Origin of the sequence: Nocardia jiangsuensis (assembly GCF_042650385.1) — a bacterium.
Taxonomy (GTDB): domain Bacteria; phylum Actinomycetota; class Actinomycetes; order Mycobacteriales; family Mycobacteriaceae; genus Nocardia; species Nocardia jiangsuensis.
Map to the genome: position 1 here is coordinate 70987 of NZ_JBHSAX010000007.1, position 15787 is coordinate 86773.

Below are 15787 nucleotides of genomic sequence, written 5' to 3' on the forward strand. Positions count from 1 at the left end.
CTCACTCTCCTGTACGTCGATAGATCTCGGCCGACAACGGCGTGAACTCGGTGCGCGAGAAGACCGCCTCCACCGGCAGCCCGAACACCTCGCAGAGCCGCAGCGCGAGGTCCAGGCTCGGGTAGTGGTCGCCGCGCTCCAGCGCACCGACGGTCTGCGGGTTCACCTCGACAAGCTCGGCCAGCCGGGCCCGGCTCAGCGAGCGCTCGGCGCGCAGCACCGCGATGCGGTTGAAGATCGGACGGGTTTCCCCCCGTCGCACTGGGCTCATACATCGAAGTATTAGGAAAACCCAACAACCTGTCAAGAAAAAACGCCGCCACCCGGTGGGTGGCGGCGCTCGGCGGTCGACCTCAGATGAGCGGCTTGTCCCGCCGCATCCGCCTGCGCGCGTCGGCCATCAGCGCCAGGCTGCCGCCGTGCCGCAGCGGCCGCGGGATGAAACGGTTGACGAAGCCGACGAAGACGAAGAGGTGTTCGAACCGGCGCTGGTCGGCCGGGGTCCAGCGCAGCCCCAGCTGCTCGCGGAAGTGTGGCGCGAGGAATCCGGCGGTGAGGAATTTCAGCAGCCCGCGGAACGGGATCCGCAGGTACCAGTGAATCATCCGCAGGTTGATCAGCACGTCCAGGTAACTCCGGACGAAGTCGTCGAGCACCGCGTCCTGGCAGGCCCGCACCCAGTACTCGTCGAAGGCGGCGCGGGTGGGCGGCCACTGATCCTCGGTGACCTGGAGCGTGGTGCCCAGCGTCGAGGCGGTGGCGTAGAAGGCCTCCCGCTGCTCGTCGTTCATCCGGCCGTTGAGCAGCTGGTAGGTGTCCTCGAAGCCGACGAAGAGGCAGGCCGCGACCCACATCTGCAGCTTGCGGTCGAAGGCGTTGTACTTCACCGGGGCGCCCGGCTCCGAGCGCACCTGGCGGTGCGCCACGTTGATCGCCTCGCGCAGCGCGTTCCGCTCCTCCTCGGTGCCGAGGATGGCGACCGCGAGGTACTGGGTGGTGGTGCGGCCCCGCTTCCACGGGTGCTTCAGCAGCGAACCGGACTCCACCCGGCTCTCGGCGACGCCGTAACCGACCCCGGGATGCGCCATCTGCATCACCACGTTCGCGGCGGCGCCGGCGAACTGCCAGAAATCGAGCGCGTCGGTGATCGCGAGCGGCCGCTTGGTGAACGGGCGGTGCGCACCGTGGATGGGGATACGCGTCCGCTCCAGCGTGAGCACGCGGGCGGGCAGCGGTTCGGCGGCGGTCATCGGTCTCCTCCGGATCGGGTGCTCCCGTGTATGTTATCGGTGATTCGCATCCATGAGAAGCCGGGTACCCGGCGTTTTGGTGGCGTTTCAGAACTTGGAAGCGAAATAAGTGTCGGGATGTTCTTTCCAGATCGACGAGATCGTGCGTACTATCGCAGCGTTCCGCCGTGGCGGAGAACGGAAGGAGCGGTACGTGCTCGCGAAGCTCGACCGGTTGTTGAGTTACGAGATGAAGGTGTCCGAGTTCATCGGCACGCTGATCATCATCGGCATCCCCTACGGCATCGTCGGGGTCGTCTGGAGCATCACCCACACCGCGCACCTGCGGAGCCTGCACGGCATCGACGTGATCGTCTCGTTCCTCGGGTCGATCCTGTGCTGGCCGGTGCTGCTCTTCGCGAACGTGACGATGACGTGATGGCGCTGGTCTGGATCATCGACATCGTCGTGATCCTGGTGAAGATCCTCGGCGGCCGGATCCGGGTGAACCCCGTGCTCCGGTTCGGCCTCTGGCTCGCCGTGCTGGCCGGCGCCGCGGCCGGGGTACTGCTCCTCGGCGTCCTGCTCGTGCTGCTGCAGCGCGGCCTCACCGGGCAGGACCTGCTTCCCCTCCTTCCGCTCTGAGTAGCGAACATCGCGAAACATCCGAGCCTGAGTCTCTCATGTCAACCGGTTGTTTCGGGTCCGCAACAGCGGAATCCGTATTAACATCCGCAGGGCTCCGGCAAGAAAGGCCAGCGTGACCATCACCCAGCGACCGGCCGGTCGTACCGATCTGGATCGGGCCTTCGACGACCTGCGCGGGCTGTGGCGCAGGCATCCGCAGCGGGCCCTGGAGACCCTGGGCAGGCAGGTGCTGCTCGGCCGGGACGCGCTGATCGGGCTCGTCGAGGCGATCATCCAGCGCCGCTTCCCGTACCAGGAGTTCATCAAGCAGTGCGCCTTCATGGTCGGCGTCTCGGCGGCGCCGACGGTGCTGGTGGCCATCCCGATCGCGGTGGTGGTCTCGATCCAGGTCGGCGCGCTGGTCAACCAGGTCGGCGCGACCACCTTCATCGGCGCGGTGGCCGGGCTCGGCATCATCAGGCAGGGCGCGCCGCTGGTGACCTCGCTGATGATCGCGGGGGCGGTGGGGTCGTCGATCTGCGCCGATCTCGGCTCGCGCACCATCCGGGAGGAGATCGACGCGATGAAGGTGATGGGTGTCGACCCGGTGCGCAGGCTGGTGGCGCCGCGGCTGGTGGCCGCGATCCTGGTGAGCATCCTGCTCTGCGGCTTCGTGGTCTTCGTCGGCTTCGCGACCGCCTACATGTTCAACGTCTACGCCCAGGACGGCACGCCCGGCTCCTTCATCGGCTCGTTCGCCTCCTTCGCGGTCGCCAACGACCTGATCGTGGCGCTGGTCAAGGCGGCGATCTTCGGGCTGCTCACCGCGATCATCGCCTGCGACATCGGGCTGCACACCAAGGGCGGGCCGGGCGGCGTCGCCAACTCGGTGAACTCCGCGGTGGTCACCTCGGCGCTGATGTTGTTCGCCACCAACGTGATTCTCACGCAGCTCTACAACACGCTCTTCCCGACGAAGGTGATCTGAGATGGGCAGCACGTACACCCCGCCCGCGCTGCGGCCGCTACGCCGCACCGGGCAGGTGCTCGCGGTCCCGTACCGGGCCAACATGCGGCTCGGGCACCACGCGCTGACCTTCTTCGAGGCGCTGGCGGCGATCCCGTTCGTGCTGCGGCACTACCGCAAGGAAGTGCTGCGGCTCACCGCCGACGTCGGCTGGGGCAACGGCTCGCTCGTTGTCGGCGGCGGCACCGTCGGGGTGGTGATCATCCTCTGCGCGTTCGGCGGGCTGACCGTCGGCATGGAGTCCTACAACGCGCTCAACCTGCTCACCATGGGCCCGCTCACCGGCGCCATCTCCGGCTTCGCCACCACGCGCGAGCTCGCGCCGATCCTGGCGACGCTGGCCTTCGCCATCCAGGCGGGCTGCCGGTTCACCGCGCAGCTCGGCTCGATGCGCATCTCCGAGGAGATCGACGCGCTGGAATCCATCGCCATCCGGCCGCTGCCGTACCTGGTGACCACCAGGATGATCGCGGCGACGGTCACCATCGTCCCGCTCTACACCGTCGGGCTGGCCACCGCGTACCTGGCGACCAAGCTCTCCGTGCTGTTCCTCGGCGGCACCTCGGCGGGCACCTACGACCACTACTTCTTCCAGTTCCTGATCGGCACCGACGTCTTCTTCTCGGTGCTGAAGGTGGTGATCTTCGTGCTGATCGCGACCTTCGTGCAGTGCTACTACGGCTACACCGCCAGCGGCGGGCCGGAGGGCGTCGGGGTGGCGGCCGGACAGGCGATCAAGATGGTGATCGTCCTGATGGTCTTCGCGAATCTTGTTCTGACACTCGCAATCTGGGGCATCGACCCCGGTTTCCGGATCTCCGGGTAGGGGGGACGATGCTGCTCGATCCCAGCGGCCGCGGCCCCACCGCGGCCAAGCTCTCGATCGCCGGGCTGGCGCTGATGCTGGCCACCCTGCTCGTGCTGGGGCTGCTCGCGCTGCGCTACGAGGGGTACTTCGAGAAGAAGGTCCCGGTCACCGCGCTGCTCACCAGTACCGGCGACGGGCTGCCCGCCCGCGCCGACGTGAAGTTCCGCGGCATGGTGGTCGGCACCGTCGACGCCGTCGAGGTGGTGGCACGCGGGCAGAGCCAGCGCGCCGAGATCCACCTGAAGCCGGGGATCGCGGGCACCATCCCGGCCGACGTCACCGCGCGGGTGATCCCGAACAACCTGTTCGGCGTGACCGCGATCGAACTGGTCGACCAGGGCGGCAGCCCCGACGGGCTGCGCTCCGGCGCCGTCATCCCGGAGGACACCGGCGAGGCGACGGTGCAGCTGCAGACCACGCTCACCGTGCTGCGCGACGTACTGGAGAACATCCAGCCGGAGAAGCTGGGCCGGGTGCTCGCCACGCTCTCCGCCGCGCTCGACCCCGGCGCCCGCGCCCCCGGCTCCACCATCGAGCGGCTGGACCGCTGGATGACCGAGGTGCACGCCATCCCCGAGGTCGGCTCGCTGCTCGGCGACCTGGGCCGGGCCACCACCGAGCTGAGCAAGTCGGCGCCGGAGCTGGTCGGCGTGCTCGCCGAGTCGGTGACGACCGCGCGCACGCTCACCGAGCGCAGGGAGGGGCTGGTGAACCTGCTCGCCACGGCGGGCGGCGCGGTGGACTCGGTGAACGAGCTGTTCGCCCGCAACCCGGACTCCGCCAAGGAGCTGGTGCCCGGGCTCGCCGGGCTGTTCGGCAGCCTGGCAGGCGACGCCGAGACCATCCCGCTCGCCGTGCACAACCTGAACTACGCGCTGCAGCAGCTGGAGGGGGTGTTCAGCTTCGGGCCGAGCAAGCAGATGGTCTGGAAGATGGACGTCAGCTTCACGCCGTTCCAGCAGTACACCGCCGCGGACTGCCCGCACTACGGCGAGCTCGCCGGGCCGCGCTGCGGGGGGCCGACGGTCCCCGAGGTCGCCCCGGAGCAGGAATACCCCGCCGCGATGCTGCCGCGCTGGCTCGACGCGGCCGGGCCGCCCCCGATCGCCGCGCCTGCGGTCGTCCCCGGCGCGCCCGCCGCGCAGCCGCTGATCCCGGGGCTCCCCGCGATCCCCGGTCTGCCCTCCATCCCCGGCCTCTTCGGTTTCCCGGGGGGCCAGACCCCGGATGCCGTCCCGGGTGTGGCGCCCGCGCCGTCCGCCGCCGACGATCTCGCGCCCGGCATGGGGCAGCCGGACGGCGAGGAGTCCGGCGTGCCGGGCGCCGAAACGCCCGCCGACCGGCAGGGCGTCGGCCCGGCCGCGGCCGGCATCGACCCGGCTCGATCCGGCACACCCGCCGCGGCTCTGCCCGGCGCACCGGGAACGGCTCAGCCGGTCGCCGCGACCGGACCCCTTCGCCTGCGCGGCGCCGCGGCGGTCGCCGCCCTCACCGGCGGCAGACCCACCGCCGCGCAACTGCTCCTGCTGACCCCGCTGCTCGCGGGCGGCTCCCTGGAGATCCACGACGGAGGTGCGGCGTGAAATCCGCCAGGGCACTTGTCACGTTCAGCCTGTTCGCGGTGCTCGCCACCGTGCTCACCTACACCATCTGGTCGACCCTGCAGCGCTCGGTCTCCGGCGACACCGACGGCTACTCGGCGGTCTTCACCGACGTGCTCGGCGTCCGGGTCGGCGACGACGTGCGGGTGGCGGGCGTGCGGGTCGGCCGGGTCGACGACATCGACTTCGTCGACGGCTACCACGCCAAGGTCGACTTCAGCATCCAGGACCGCCAGCACCTCACCACCACCACGAAGGCGCTGGTCCGCTACCAGAACCTGATCGGCCAGCGCTACATCGCGCTGATGCCGGGCGAGCAGGCGGGCAACCAGCTGAAGCCGGGCGGCGTCATCCCGGTCGAGCACACCGAGCCGTCGTTCGACGTCTCGGCGCTGCTCTCCGGCTTCGAGCCGCTCTTCGGGGTGCTGCAACCGGACCAGGTGAACTCGCTCTCGGAGACGCTGATCCAGGCGCTGCAGGGCGACGGCGTCTCACTGAGCGCGCTGGTCACCCAGGCCGCCGAGCTGGCGAGCACCTTCGGCGAGCGCGACGAGCTGCTGGCCGCGGTGATCTCCAACCTGAGCAGCGTGATGGCAGGCCTTGCCAACCGCACCGACGAGCTGGAGACGCTGATCACCCAGGCCAGGGCGCTGATGGACGCGCTCTACGCCCAGGGCGAGAACCTGAAGAGCTCGGTCGAGACGGTCGCCCGCTCCACCGACTCGCTGGTGAACCTGGTCGGCATGGTGCAGCCGGATCTGGCCCGCGCCCAGGACACCGCCACCACCGGCGTCGCGCTGCTGCTGCTCAACGGCGCCTCGCTGGACCGGGCCGCGGTCGAGCTGCCCGACTTCCTGAACGGCCTCGCGCGCTTCTCCAGCTACGGCGCCTACGGCAACGCCTACATCTGCCGGCTCGACGTCTCGCTCTGGGGCGTCCTGCTTCCGCCCGGGCTGGTCTCGCAGGTCGGCGGCGAATCACAATCGGAGGTCTGCCGATGAGGCTGCCGCGTTATCGGGACAACCGCTTCCTCTGGCTCGGCTTCGCCGCGGCCGCGGCGGTGGTGCTGCTGCTGGTCGGCTCCAGCGTGATCTCCCGGGCCCAGCTGGGCAGCAAGACCGTCGAGGCGGAGTTCGCCCAGGCCGCCGGGTTGCGGCCGGGCGCGACCGTGGACATCTCCGGCATCGAGGTCGGCGAGGTGCAGAAGGTCGAGCTCGAGGGGCAGAAGGTGGTCGCGGTGCTCCGCGTCCGCCGCGACATCGAGCTCGGCGCGGACGCCAGGGCCGCGATCGAGATGTCCACCATCCTCGGCAGGCTGCACATCGACCTGATCCCCGGCGACGGGAAGGGGCTGCCCGGCGACCGGATCCCGCTGAGCAACACCGCCGTCCCGTACAACCTGGCCAAGGTGATCCAGGACTCCCGCTACACCGCCTCCTTCGAGCGGATCGAGCGGATCGACCCGGGCAAGCTGCGCGAGGCGCTCGACCTGCTCACGCAGCAGATGGGGGAGTCGCCGCAGCTCACCGTGGCCGCGCTGGACAGCATCGGCTCGCTGGCCAGGGTCGTGAACGACCGCCGCGACGAGGTCGACACCCTGCTGAAGAGCATGGACCAGGTCTCGCAGCTGGTGGCGGACAACCGCAACAGCGTGCTGGTGCTGCTCACCCGCGGTGAGGCCATCGGCAACGCGGTGGCGCTGCGGCAGGACCTGCTGCGGAAACTACTCGACAACGTGGCGGCGCTCTCCGCGCTGCTGCAGGAGATGGGTGTGCAGAACAACGGCCAGTTCGGTCCGCTGATCGAGAACCTGAACACGATGACCGAGGGGCTGGAGAAGAACCGGGACAACCTGGACCGGCTCTACGAGATCATGCCGGTGGGGTTGCGCCAGTTCAACAACGTGCTCGGCAACGGCCCCTACGGCGACGTCTGGGCGCCGTGGTTGCTGCCGGACAACTGGCTCTGCTCCGCCCAGCTCGCACCGGGGTGCAACTGATGAAGAACACCGCGCACACGCGCTTCGCCAGGATCGCCGCGCTCGCGGTCGCCGCCCTCACCGCGGCGGGCTGCTCGCTGCTGCCGGACACCGTGAGCCGGCTGCCCGGGCAGTACCTCGGCGAACGGATCAAGGTCAGCGCCGACTTCGAGAGCGTCGCCGGGCTGTACGCCGGCAACGAGGTGGCCGTGCTCGGCGTCCCGGTCGGGCAGGTCGACACCGTCACCCCGCGCGGCTCCTACGTCGAGGTCACCATGTCGCTCGACGCCGGGGTGCAGGTGCCCGCCGACGCCATGGCCGCGCTCATCTCGCCGCAGCTCATCACCAACCGGCACGTCGAGCTGGCCCCCGCGTACGGCGGGGACGGCCCGACCCTGGCCGACGGCGACCACATCCCGATCGCCCGCACCAGGGTCCCGGTGGAGCTGGACCGCATCCTGGAGAACTTCGACCAGCTCGGCGCGGCGCTCAAGGGCGACAGCGAGGAGGGGCCGCTGGCCAGCCGGGTGCTCTTCCCGCTGCTGGAGGGCAACGGCGACCGGCTCGCCGAGACCCTGGACGCGCTCAGCTCGGCCTTCGAGGTGACGCTGGCCAACAAGGACCAGATCGCCACCACCATCGCCAAGCTGCAGGAGATCACCCAGGTGATCGCCGAGAACGACTCCACCGTGCGGGATTTCAGCGGCAGGCTCACCGAGCTGGTCGCGCTGCTCGGTGAGCAGGCGCCCGGGTTGCAGGCGGTGCTCACCCAGCTGAACGACTTCGTCACCAACACCGCGACGGTGGTCGGTGACCACCGGGACCAGTTGGCCGGGGCGATCACCCGCTTCGTCGAGATCGCCGCCCAGATGCGGGCCAACGCCCGCGGCCTGACCGAGATCGTCGACGTGGGGCCGCTGGTCTTCCAGAACATCTCCAACTCGGTGAGCCGGGAGCACCGGGCGCTGCGGCTGCACGGCCTGCTGGACAAGGCGGCGCTGGACAGCGAGCAGCTCAGCCTCTTCTGCGAGCGCATCCAGGCGCGGCTGGACGGCTGCCGCACCGGCAAACTCCAGGACATGGGGCCCGACTTCGGGCTCACCGCCGCGCTGCTCGGACTCACGAAATGAGGCGGGCCCTGCTCCGCGCCGCGGCCTGCGCCACCGCGCTGAGCTTCACGCTCACCGGCTGCGCCGTCACGGTGGACGACGTCCCCATGCCGGAGCCCGGCATCGGCGGCCCCGGCTACACCATCCGGGCTGCCTTCCGGGACGCGCTGAACCTGCCGAACCGCGCGCACGTGCGCATCGGCGGCACCGACATCGGCGTGGTCAGCGCCATCCAGACCACGAACTTCGTCGCCGAGGTGACGATGGAGATCCGCGAGGACATCAAGCTCCCCGCGGGTACCACCGCGGAACTGCGCCAGGGCACCCCGCTCGGCGACGTCTACGTCGCCATGACGCTGCCCGCGGCGAGCGCGGGCTCCGGCCTGCTCGAGCCGGGCGACGTCATCCCGGTGGAGCGCACCGCGGCAGGCGCCTCGGTGGAGGAGCTGATGCTCTCGGTCGCCATGCTGCTCAACGGCGGCGGGCTGAACCAGGCCGCGGAGATCACCGCGCAGATGAACTCCATGTTCGGCGGGCGCGCGCCGCAGCTGGCGCACCTGATCACCGAGATGACCGCGGTGATCGCGGCGCTGAACGCCCGCACCGCCGACATCGACGGGCTGCTCAACGGCGTCAACGCGCTCACCGGTGAGCTGGCCGCGCGCAAGGCCGAGCTCGGCGCGGCCGCGGACACCTTCCCCGACCTGCTCGGCCTGGTCGCCGAGAACAACAGGGACATCACCGGGCTGATCGACAAGGTCGCGGTCACCATGGCCGCGCTCGGCGACTTCTCGCAGACCAGCGGGCAGGACTTCGTCAGCCTCTTCGACAGCATCCAGCGGCTCATGACCGGCTTCACCCAGACCGGCGACGAGCTGAACCAGATGCTGGAGGGGCTGCACACCATCTACCCGTCGCTGATGAGCTCGATCGAGGGGCCGACGCTCGCGGTCGCCGCCACCGTCTCCTACCTCAGCGTCGGCGCGCTCACCGACCCCACCGGCAGCCGCCTGCCGGACGGCACCGACATCCCCGCCTTCATCGGCAGCCTCACCCAGGTGCTGGAGAAGGTCATGGGCAGGCTGAACGGCCTGCCCGCGCCGCAGGAGGGCCCGCGATGAACATCCCGCTGTGGAACTGGCTGGTACGCAACCGGATCGCGGTCGCCAACCTCGGGCTGGTGCTGGTGCTGATCTTCGGCAGCGGCTACCTGGCGCTCGCCATCATGCGGCTGGACCTGCTGCCCGCCCGCACCTACGCGGTCACCGTGCAGCTGCGCGACTCCGGCGGGCTGGCGGCGAACAACGACGTCACCTTCCGGGGCAGCCGGATCGGCAAGGTCACCGAGGTGCGGGTCTCCGGGCCCGGCGTCGCCGCGGTGGCCGAGATCAAGTCCGATGTGCGGATCCCGGTGGGCGGCACGGTCGCGGTCGGGCGGCTCTCCGCCGCGGGCGAGCAGTACCTCGACTTCCGCCCGGACACCGAGGGCGGCCCGTACCTGGGCGACGGCTCGCTGGTCGACGTCTCCCGCACCGACACCCCGGTGCCGGTGCAGTCGCTGCTGCTGAACCTGAGCGGGCTGATCGGCAGCCTGAACCCGGAGCGGCTCACCGTGATCGTGGACGAGCTGGACCGGGCGCTGCGCGGCGGCCCGGACCGGCTGCGCAACATGGTCTCCGGGATCAGCCAGGCGCTGGCCGGGCTGGACGGCATGCTGCCGCAGACCCAGCAGCTCATCCGCAACCTCGCGGTGATCGCCGACACCACCTCGCTCGCCCAGCCCGACCTCACCACCCTCACCACCGGGGCAGGCGCGCTCTTCCGCCAGCTCACCGCCGCCGACGCCGAGGTGCGGGACTTCCTCGACCTGGCGCCGGGGCAGCTCGCCACGCTCGGCGGGTTCATCGAGGAGACGCAGGACCCGATCACCAACCTGGTGACCAACTTCGTCGCCATCACCAGGGCGGCCAAACTGCGCGCCCCCGCCATCGCCGCGCTCTTCCCCGCGCTCCGCGAAGGCAGTGAGGCGCTCGGCATCCCGGCGCACGACGGCGCCTTCCACACCCTCGTCGACCCGTGGCCGCGCCCCACCTGCGACTACGACACCATCCCGGTGGTGCCGACGCTCACAGCCACCGACACCAGGGTGCGGCTCTACAACTACTGTGTCACCAGCAACCCCGCGCTGCAGGTGCGCGGGTCGGCCAACGCACCGCGCCCCAACGTCCCGGACAACGGCTCCGGGCCGCCGCCCGGCGTCACCGGCGACGAACTCTCCCGACCCATTCCCGGCAGATAGGACTCTCCCGCTCATGAGCGATCCGACCGACAAGGACGAAATTCCCGCCGAAGGCGGGGACTCGGCTGCCGCCGAGCCGAAATCGGCTGCCGCCGCCGAGGTGAAGCCGATGACCGGCGCCGAGTCGGCTGCCGAGAAGTCCGCTGCCGCCGAGACCTCGCGCGCCGTCGCGTCGCCGACGGCAGGCGCAGCCGCCGGGAGCGACGCGACGCGCGCGAAATCCTCTACTGCCGAGGCCGAAGGCGAGTCGTCCGCGACCGCGAAATCGGCCTCCGGGCGCAAAATCACCCGCCCGGTGATCGCCCTCGCGGCGACCGCGGCACTCCTGATCGCCGCCATCGCGACGTCGATCACCCTGTTCGTGCAGAACAACAACCTCGACGCCCTGGAGGACGCCAGAGCCGAGGCCCAGGAAGCGGCCTGCACCTACGCCCCCGTCCTGGCCGAGTACGACGCCGAGAACCTGGACGCCTACTTCCAGGGCGTCCTCGACGGCGCCACCGGCGACTGGAAGCAGCAGTTCGCCGACACCAGCAAGGAACTCCGCGACGTCCTCGCCAAGGGCGAGGTGATCTCCGAGGCCGACGACGTGCAGTGCGCCATCAAGAGCGCCGACGAGACCTCGGCCGAGGCCATCGTGGTGATCGGCCAGACCATCACCTCCCTCGGCACCCAGGGCAAACCGGCCCCCGGCCAGCTCTCCATGGTCATGCGCCTGCAGAAGATCGACGGCCGCTGGCTGGTGAACAACGTCAACTCACCGCTGGCGCCGAACCAGCCCTAGTCCTCGGTGCCGAGCAGGATCACCCGCATCAGGTGCACCACCCGTGCCCTGGTGCACTCCGGGTGCTCGGGCCCCATCCACTGCCCGAGATCGACCACCAGCGCCAACGCCGCGTGCACCAGCACCCGCGCCTGCGCCGCGCTCAACCCGGGGCGCACCGCCGTCACCAGCTTGGCCCACTCCTCGACATTGAGCCGCTGGATATTGCGCAGCGTGGTCCGGTCGGCCGCGGGCACGTTGCCGATCTCGGCGTAGTAGACGAAGGTCAGCTCGCGCTCGGCGAACGACCCGTCCACGTACAGCTCGATCAGCCGGGTGAGCGCGGCCCCCGGCCCGTCGGTGCCCGCGATGGCCGGCCCGATCACCGCCGACACCCGGTCCGCCGCGCGCCGGAAGGCGGCGGCGAGCAGGTCGCCCTTGCTCCGGTAGAAGCGGTACACCGCCGAGGAGGCAGGCAGCCCGGCGGCGGCCGCGATGTCCTCGACGCTCACCCCCGGGTAGCCGCGCACGTGGAAGAGCTCCACCGCCTTCTGCAGCACCACCTCGTGGGTGAAGGTCGCCGCTGCCGGTGGCGGCGTGCGCTCCTCGGCGCCGGTCCCGGCGGGCAGCGCGCAGCCGGCGATCTCCCGGCAGGCCCCGGCCAGCAGCGCGGTGAGCGGCCGGGTCGGCACCGCGACCCGGTGGTCGGAGATGCTGCCGATCACGCTCATCACCGCGGCGGTGAGCACCGCGCGCTCCGCGCTCGGCAGCCCCGGCCGCAGCTCCGCGATCCGCTCCCGGATCGCGGCATCGGTCGCCGCCATCTGGGCGACCAGCGTGCGCCGGTCCTCTTCTTCGAGGTAGCGGTGCTGCCAGCGGAGCAGCGCGCCGCGCCGCCGGTTGGTGATGGAGACCGCGAGCAGCGCCTCGACGACGTGCGCGCAGCGCCGCTCCGCGTCCCATTCGACCGATTCCGGCGGCAGCCGCACCGCCTCCGCGCTGATCCCGCTGAGCCGCAGCGCCTCCTGCCGGAACAGCGCGTACTTGCTCGGGTAGTGCCGGTACAGCGCGGTGGAGGTGATGTCGAGCCGGGTCGCGATCTCCTCCATGCTCACACCGTGGTAGCCGTGCGCGCCGAACGCCTCCGCGGAGACGTTCGCGATCTGCGCCCGGCGATCCGCAGGCCTGCGCCGCACCGGCCGGTTCTCCGGTGGGTCGTCCGCTCGCGTCGAGCGCCGGTTACCAGCAGCCATACCGGCGAGACTATCGGAGAACCGGGCACCGCACGGCACTCTGTCCCGCTCGTGACCGGAATGAACCGGAGATCACACGAAGCTCGACTGATCAGGACATAAGTCCAACAGTGATATCCGAATTCGGCGTAACTTATCCGGTGCGCGGAACGATAGAGGTGGTCGGCGCCGGGGTGCCCACCGGTCGGTTCTGCGGCGCTCCGTAGGCTGATTCCCCGTGTCCGATACTCCTCCCGATGCCGGCGATCCCAACTATCTCGTCGGGCTCGATCTGAACGGCAGGCGCGTCGTCGTGGTCGGCGGCGGTTCGGTTGCCCAGCGCAGGCTGGGGCTGCTCATCGCCTCCGGGGCCGAGGTGCACGTCGTCAGCCGCGCGGTCACCCCCGCCGTCGAGGGAATGGCGGGCGCCGGGCAGCTCACCCTGGAACTGCGCGACTACGCCGACGGCGACCTCGACGGCGCCTGGTACGCCATCGCCTGCACCGACGAGCCGGAGACCAACGCCGCCATCGTGGCCGAGGCCACCGCGCGCCGGATCTTCTGCGTGCGCGCGGATGTCGCGCGGCTCGGCACCGCCGTCACCCCCGCCACCGCGCGCTACGACGGGCTCAGCCTCGGCGTGCTGGCAGGCGGTGCGCACCGCCGCTCGGCCGCGGTGCGGAGCGCGCTGCTCGAGGCGCTGCAGTCCGGGGTCGTCACCGACGACTCCGACCCGGTGGTTCCCGGCGTCGCGCTGGTCGGCGGCGGGCCCGGCGACCCCGATCTGATCACCGTGCGCGGCCGCAGGCTGCTCGCCAGGGCCGACCTGGTGGTCGCCGACCGGCTGGCCCCGCCGGAGCTGCTCGCCGAGCTCGGCCCCGAGGTCGAGGTGATCGACGCCGCCAAGATCCCGTACGGCCGCTCCATGGCCCAGGAGGCGATCAACCGGGCCCTGGTCGACGGCGCGAAGGCGGGCAAGTTCGTGGTCCGGCTCAAGGGCGGCGACCCGTACGTCTTCGGCCGCGGCTACGAGGAGCTGGAGGCATGCGTGGAGGCCGGGGTCGCGGTGACCGTCGTGCCCGGCATCAGCAGCCCCATCTCGGTGCCCGCCGCCGCGGGGATCCCGGTGACCCACCGCGGCGTCACCCACGAGTTCGTCGTGGTCAGCGGCCACGTGGCGCCGGACCACCCGGACTCGCTCGTCGACTGGGCCGCGCTGGCCAGGCTGCGCGGCACGCTCGTGCTCATGATGGCGGTCGAGCGGCTGGACCGCTTCGCCGCCGCGCTGCTCGACGGCGGGCGCGCCGCCGACACCCCCGCCGCGGTGATCCAGGAGGGCACGCTGCGCACCCAGCGGGTGCTCCGCGCCGAGCTCGGCACCGTGGCCGAGCGGGTCAAGGCCGAGGGCATCCGGCCCCCGGCGATTGTCGTCATCGGCCCGACAGCCGGGTTCGACTCGACCCCTGCGTAACTGGCGCGCGGCCCGGAACCCGCTGGTCGCCGCCCGGCATCCCCGGCCATGCGGCCGGGTGGGTGTCTGTGACGCATGATTTACAGTGGCCGGGTGCTCAGAGACCCCGCGGTGACCCCGCACTACCCGGTGACCGGGCGCGCCTTCGGGCTCGCCATCCTGGTACTGAGCGGTCTGCAGCTCATGGTGGTGCTGGACGGCACCGTCGTGATCTTCGCGCTACCCCGGCTGCAGGAGGAGATGGGGCTCTCCAGCGCGGGCAGCGCCTGGACCGTCACCTCCTACGGCCTCACCTTCGCCGGGTTGATGCTGCTCGGCGGCCGCCTTGGTGATTCTTTCGGCCGCAAGCGCATGCTGATCAGCGGCGTCGCCGTCTTCACCGTCGCCTCGCTGCTCTGCGGCCTCGCCCAGGCCGAGTGGATGCTGCTCGCCGCGCGCGCCCTCCAGGGCGCCGGCGCCGCGATCGCGGCGCCGACCGCGTTCGCCCTGGTCGCCACCACCTTCGCCCCCGGCAAAGCGCGTAACCAGGCGGTCGCGATCCTCGGCTCGATGGTCGGGGTCGGCTCGGTCGGCGGCCTGGTGGTCGGCGGCGCGCTGACCGAGGTCTCCTGGCGCTGGATCTTCCTGATCAACGTGCCGATCGGCGCGCTCATCATCGCGGGCGCGGTCGCCACCCTCTCCGACACCGCGCACCAGCGCACCACCCTCGACGTGCGCGGCGCGCTGCTCGGCACCATCGCCTGCGCCGCCATCGTCTTCGGCGCCACCGAGGGGCCCCAGCTCGGCTGGGACAGCCCCTACATCATCGGCGCGCTGGTCGGCGGGTTGCTGCTGCTGATCGTCTTCGTCCTGCTGGAACGCCGCGTCGATTCCCCCCTACTGCCCTGGTCGCTCTTCGACCGGCGCGACCGGATCGCCACCTTCCTGCTCATCTTCCTGGCCGGCGGCATGCTCGGCGCGATGACGTTCTTCGTCGCCCAGTTCCTGCAGAACGTGCTCGGCTACAGCCCGCTCACCGCCGGGCTCGCCGCCATCCCGTTCACCGTCGGCATCGGCATCGGCGGCGCGCTGGCCTCCAAGCTCGCGCTCCTGGTCGCCCCGCGCTGGCTGCTCCTGGTCGCCAGCGCCGTCCTCGCCTGCGGCCTGGCCTTCGCCTCCACGTTGAAGGGCGACGTCGACTACTTCACCATCCTGCTGCCCCTGCTCGTGGTGATCGGCTTCGGCGTCGGCGTCGCCATGGTGCTGGCCCCGATCTGCGTCCTGGTCGGCGTCCCCGCCGCCGACATCGGCCCGCTCGCCGCCGTCGGCCAGATGTTCATGAACCTCGCCACCCCCATCGCCATCGGCCTCTTCACCCCCATCGCCGCGTCGCGCACACTCGCCGTCGGCGGGGTTGTCGGTGTGCCTGCCACCGACATGACCGAGCTGGAAATCGACGCGCTGGGCAACGGCTACACCCTCGTCCTCTTCTGCTGCGCCCTATTGGCTCTGCTCATCGGCGCCGTCGCGTTGACGTTGCGGTACACGCCCGCGCAGTTGGCCGAGGCGCAGCATGCGGAGAAGGAAGCCCAGCTGGGGTGAGT

At 70.8% G+C, this 15787-nt stretch carries 16 protein-coding genes; 13 read left to right on the top strand and 3 right to left on the bottom strand.

The genetic code is table 11. The annotated features are described in order from the left end of the window. Position 1 precedes the first annotated feature (1 nt). A complete protein-coding gene (locus ACFO0B_RS08015; protein ID WP_378611686.1) occupies positions 2-271 on the bottom strand; it encodes a helix-turn-helix transcriptional regulator in 270 nt (89 codons plus the stop codon). Between the two features lie 82 nt (positions 272-353). Next, complete coding sequence (locus ACFO0B_RS08020) at positions 354-1250, bottom strand: oxygenase MpaB family protein (RefSeq protein WP_378611687.1); 897 nt, start codon at positions 1248-1250, stop codon at positions 354-356. Positions 1251-1443: 193 nt separating this feature from the next. Between ACFO0B_RS08020 and ACFO0B_RS08025 the strand changes: the two genes are divergently transcribed. The 11 genes from ACFO0B_RS08025 (at position 1444) to ACFO0B_RS08075 (ending at position 11522) form a co-directional block, all read left to right on the top strand. Beyond that, complete coding sequence (locus tag ACFO0B_RS08025) at positions 1444-1668, top strand: hypothetical protein (protein WP_378611688.1); 225 nt, start codon at positions 1444-1446, stop codon at positions 1666-1668. After that, positions 1668-1874 (top strand): hypothetical protein, encoded by a 207-nt coding sequence (locus tag ACFO0B_RS08030; RefSeq protein WP_378611689.1) that lies wholly within the window; start codon positions 1668-1670, stop codon positions 1872-1874. The genes ACFO0B_RS08025 and ACFO0B_RS08030 overlap by 1 nt, the downstream gene beginning before the upstream one ends. Positions 1875-1989: 115 nt before the next feature. Then, the gene (locus tag ACFO0B_RS08035) at positions 1990-2844 is read left to right on the top strand and encodes an MlaE family ABC transporter permease (protein ID WP_378611690.1); all 855 of its coding nucleotides are present in this window, start codon (positions 1990-1992) and stop codon (positions 2842-2844) included. A 1-nt stretch (position 2845) separates the two neighbouring features. Beyond that, a complete protein-coding gene (locus ACFO0B_RS08040; RefSeq protein WP_378611691.1) occupies positions 2846-3709 on the top strand; it encodes an ABC transporter permease in 864 nt (287 codons plus the stop codon). An 8-nt stretch (positions 3710-3717) separates the two neighbouring features. Continuing rightward, positions 3718-5334, top strand: coding sequence for an MCE family protein (locus ACFO0B_RS08045; protein ID WP_378611692.1), 1617 nt, complete (start codon positions 3718-3720; stop codon positions 5332-5334). After that, positions 5331-6353, top strand: a complete 1023-nt coding sequence (locus tag ACFO0B_RS08050) for an MCE family protein (protein WP_378611693.1) — start codon at positions 5331-5333, stop codon at positions 6351-6353. Before ACFO0B_RS08045 ends, ACFO0B_RS08050 begins: the two co-directional genes overlap by 4 nt. Continuing rightward, complete coding sequence (locus ACFO0B_RS08055; RefSeq protein ID WP_378611694.1) at positions 6350-7351, top strand: MCE family protein; 1002 nt, start codon at positions 6350-6352, stop codon at positions 7349-7351. Before ACFO0B_RS08050 ends, ACFO0B_RS08055 begins: the two co-directional genes overlap by 4 nt. Further along, positions 7351-8460, top strand: coding sequence for an MCE family protein (locus ACFO0B_RS08060; RefSeq protein ID WP_378611695.1), 1110 nt, complete (start codon positions 7351-7353; stop codon positions 8458-8460). The genes ACFO0B_RS08055 and ACFO0B_RS08060 overlap by 1 nt, the downstream gene beginning before the upstream one ends. Then, positions 8457-9560, top strand: a complete 1104-nt coding sequence (locus tag ACFO0B_RS08065; RefSeq protein WP_378611696.1) for an MCE family protein — start codon at positions 8457-8459, stop codon at positions 9558-9560. The genes ACFO0B_RS08060 and ACFO0B_RS08065 overlap by 4 nt, the downstream gene beginning before the upstream one ends. After that, positions 9557-10738: an MCE family protein gene (locus ACFO0B_RS08070; protein ID WP_378611697.1), complete on the top strand. Its 1182-nt coding sequence runs from the start codon at positions 9557-9559 to the stop codon at positions 10736-10738. Before ACFO0B_RS08065 ends, ACFO0B_RS08070 begins: the two co-directional genes overlap by 4 nt. A 13-nt stretch (positions 10739-10751) precedes the next feature. Then, positions 10752-11522, top strand: coding sequence for a hypothetical protein (locus tag ACFO0B_RS08075; protein WP_378611698.1), 771 nt, complete (start codon positions 10752-10754; stop codon positions 11520-11522). Here the strand turns inward: ACFO0B_RS08075 and ACFO0B_RS08080 are convergent. Beyond that, on the bottom strand, positions 11519-12754 hold the full coding sequence (locus ACFO0B_RS08080; protein WP_378611699.1) for a TetR/AcrR family transcriptional regulator: 1236 nt from the start codon (positions 12752-12754) through the stop codon (positions 11519-11521). The two genes, ACFO0B_RS08075 and ACFO0B_RS08080, sit on opposite strands and share 4 nt — an antisense overlap. A 217-nt stretch (positions 12755-12971) precedes the next feature. Here ACFO0B_RS08080 and cobA point away from each other — a divergent pair, with 217 nt between their 5' ends. After that, positions 12972-14204: a uroporphyrinogen-III C-methyltransferase gene (gene cobA / locus ACFO0B_RS08085; RefSeq protein ID WP_378611700.1), complete on the top strand. Its 1233-nt coding sequence runs from the start codon at positions 12972-12974 to the stop codon at positions 14202-14204. 93 nt (positions 14205-14297) lie between these two features. Continuing rightward, positions 14298-15785, top strand: coding sequence for an MFS transporter (locus tag ACFO0B_RS08090; protein ID WP_378611701.1), 1488 nt, complete (start codon positions 14298-14300; stop codon positions 15783-15785). Positions 15786-15787 lie beyond the last annotated feature (2 nt).

Bases quoted from the DNA above. Each gene is read 5' to 3' on its own strand.
- ACFO0B_RS08015 (WP_378611686.1), bottom strand. From the start codon at position 271: ATGAGCCCAGTGCGACGGGGGGAAACCCGTCCGATCTTCAACCGCATC.
- ACFO0B_RS08020 (WP_378611687.1), bottom strand. From the start codon at position 1,250: ATGACCGCCGCCGAACCGCTGCCCGCCCGCGTGCTCACGCTGGAGCGG.
- ACFO0B_RS08030 (WP_378611689.1), top strand. From the start codon at position 1,668: ATGGCGCTGGTCTGGATCATCGACATCGTCGTGATCCTGGTGAAGATC.
- ACFO0B_RS08040 (WP_378611691.1), top strand. From the start codon at position 2,846: ATGGGCAGCACGTACACCCCGCCCGCGCTGCGGCCGCTACGCCGCACC.
- ACFO0B_RS08045 (WP_378611692.1), top strand. From the start codon at position 3,718: ATGCTGCTCGATCCCAGCGGCCGCGGCCCCACCGCGGCCAAGCTCTCG.
- ACFO0B_RS08055 (WP_378611694.1), top strand. From the start codon at position 6,350: ATGAGGCTGCCGCGTTATCGGGACAACCGCTTCCTCTGGCTCGGCTTC.
- ACFO0B_RS08060 (WP_378611695.1), top strand. From the start codon at position 7,351: ATGAAGAACACCGCGCACACGCGCTTCGCCAGGATCGCCGCGCTCGCG.
- ACFO0B_RS08065 (WP_378611696.1), top strand. From the start codon at position 8,457: ATGAGGCGGGCCCTGCTCCGCGCCGCGGCCTGCGCCACCGCGCTGAGC.
- ACFO0B_RS08070 (WP_378611697.1), top strand. From the start codon at position 9,557: ATGAACATCCCGCTGTGGAACTGGCTGGTACGCAACCGGATCGCGGTC.
- ACFO0B_RS08075 (WP_378611698.1), top strand. From the start codon at position 10,752: ATGAGCGATCCGACCGACAAGGACGAAATTCCCGCCGAAGGCGGGGAC.
- ACFO0B_RS08080 (WP_378611699.1), bottom strand. From the start codon at position 12,754: ATGGCTGCTGGTAACCGGCGCTCGACGCGAGCGGACGACCCACCGGAG.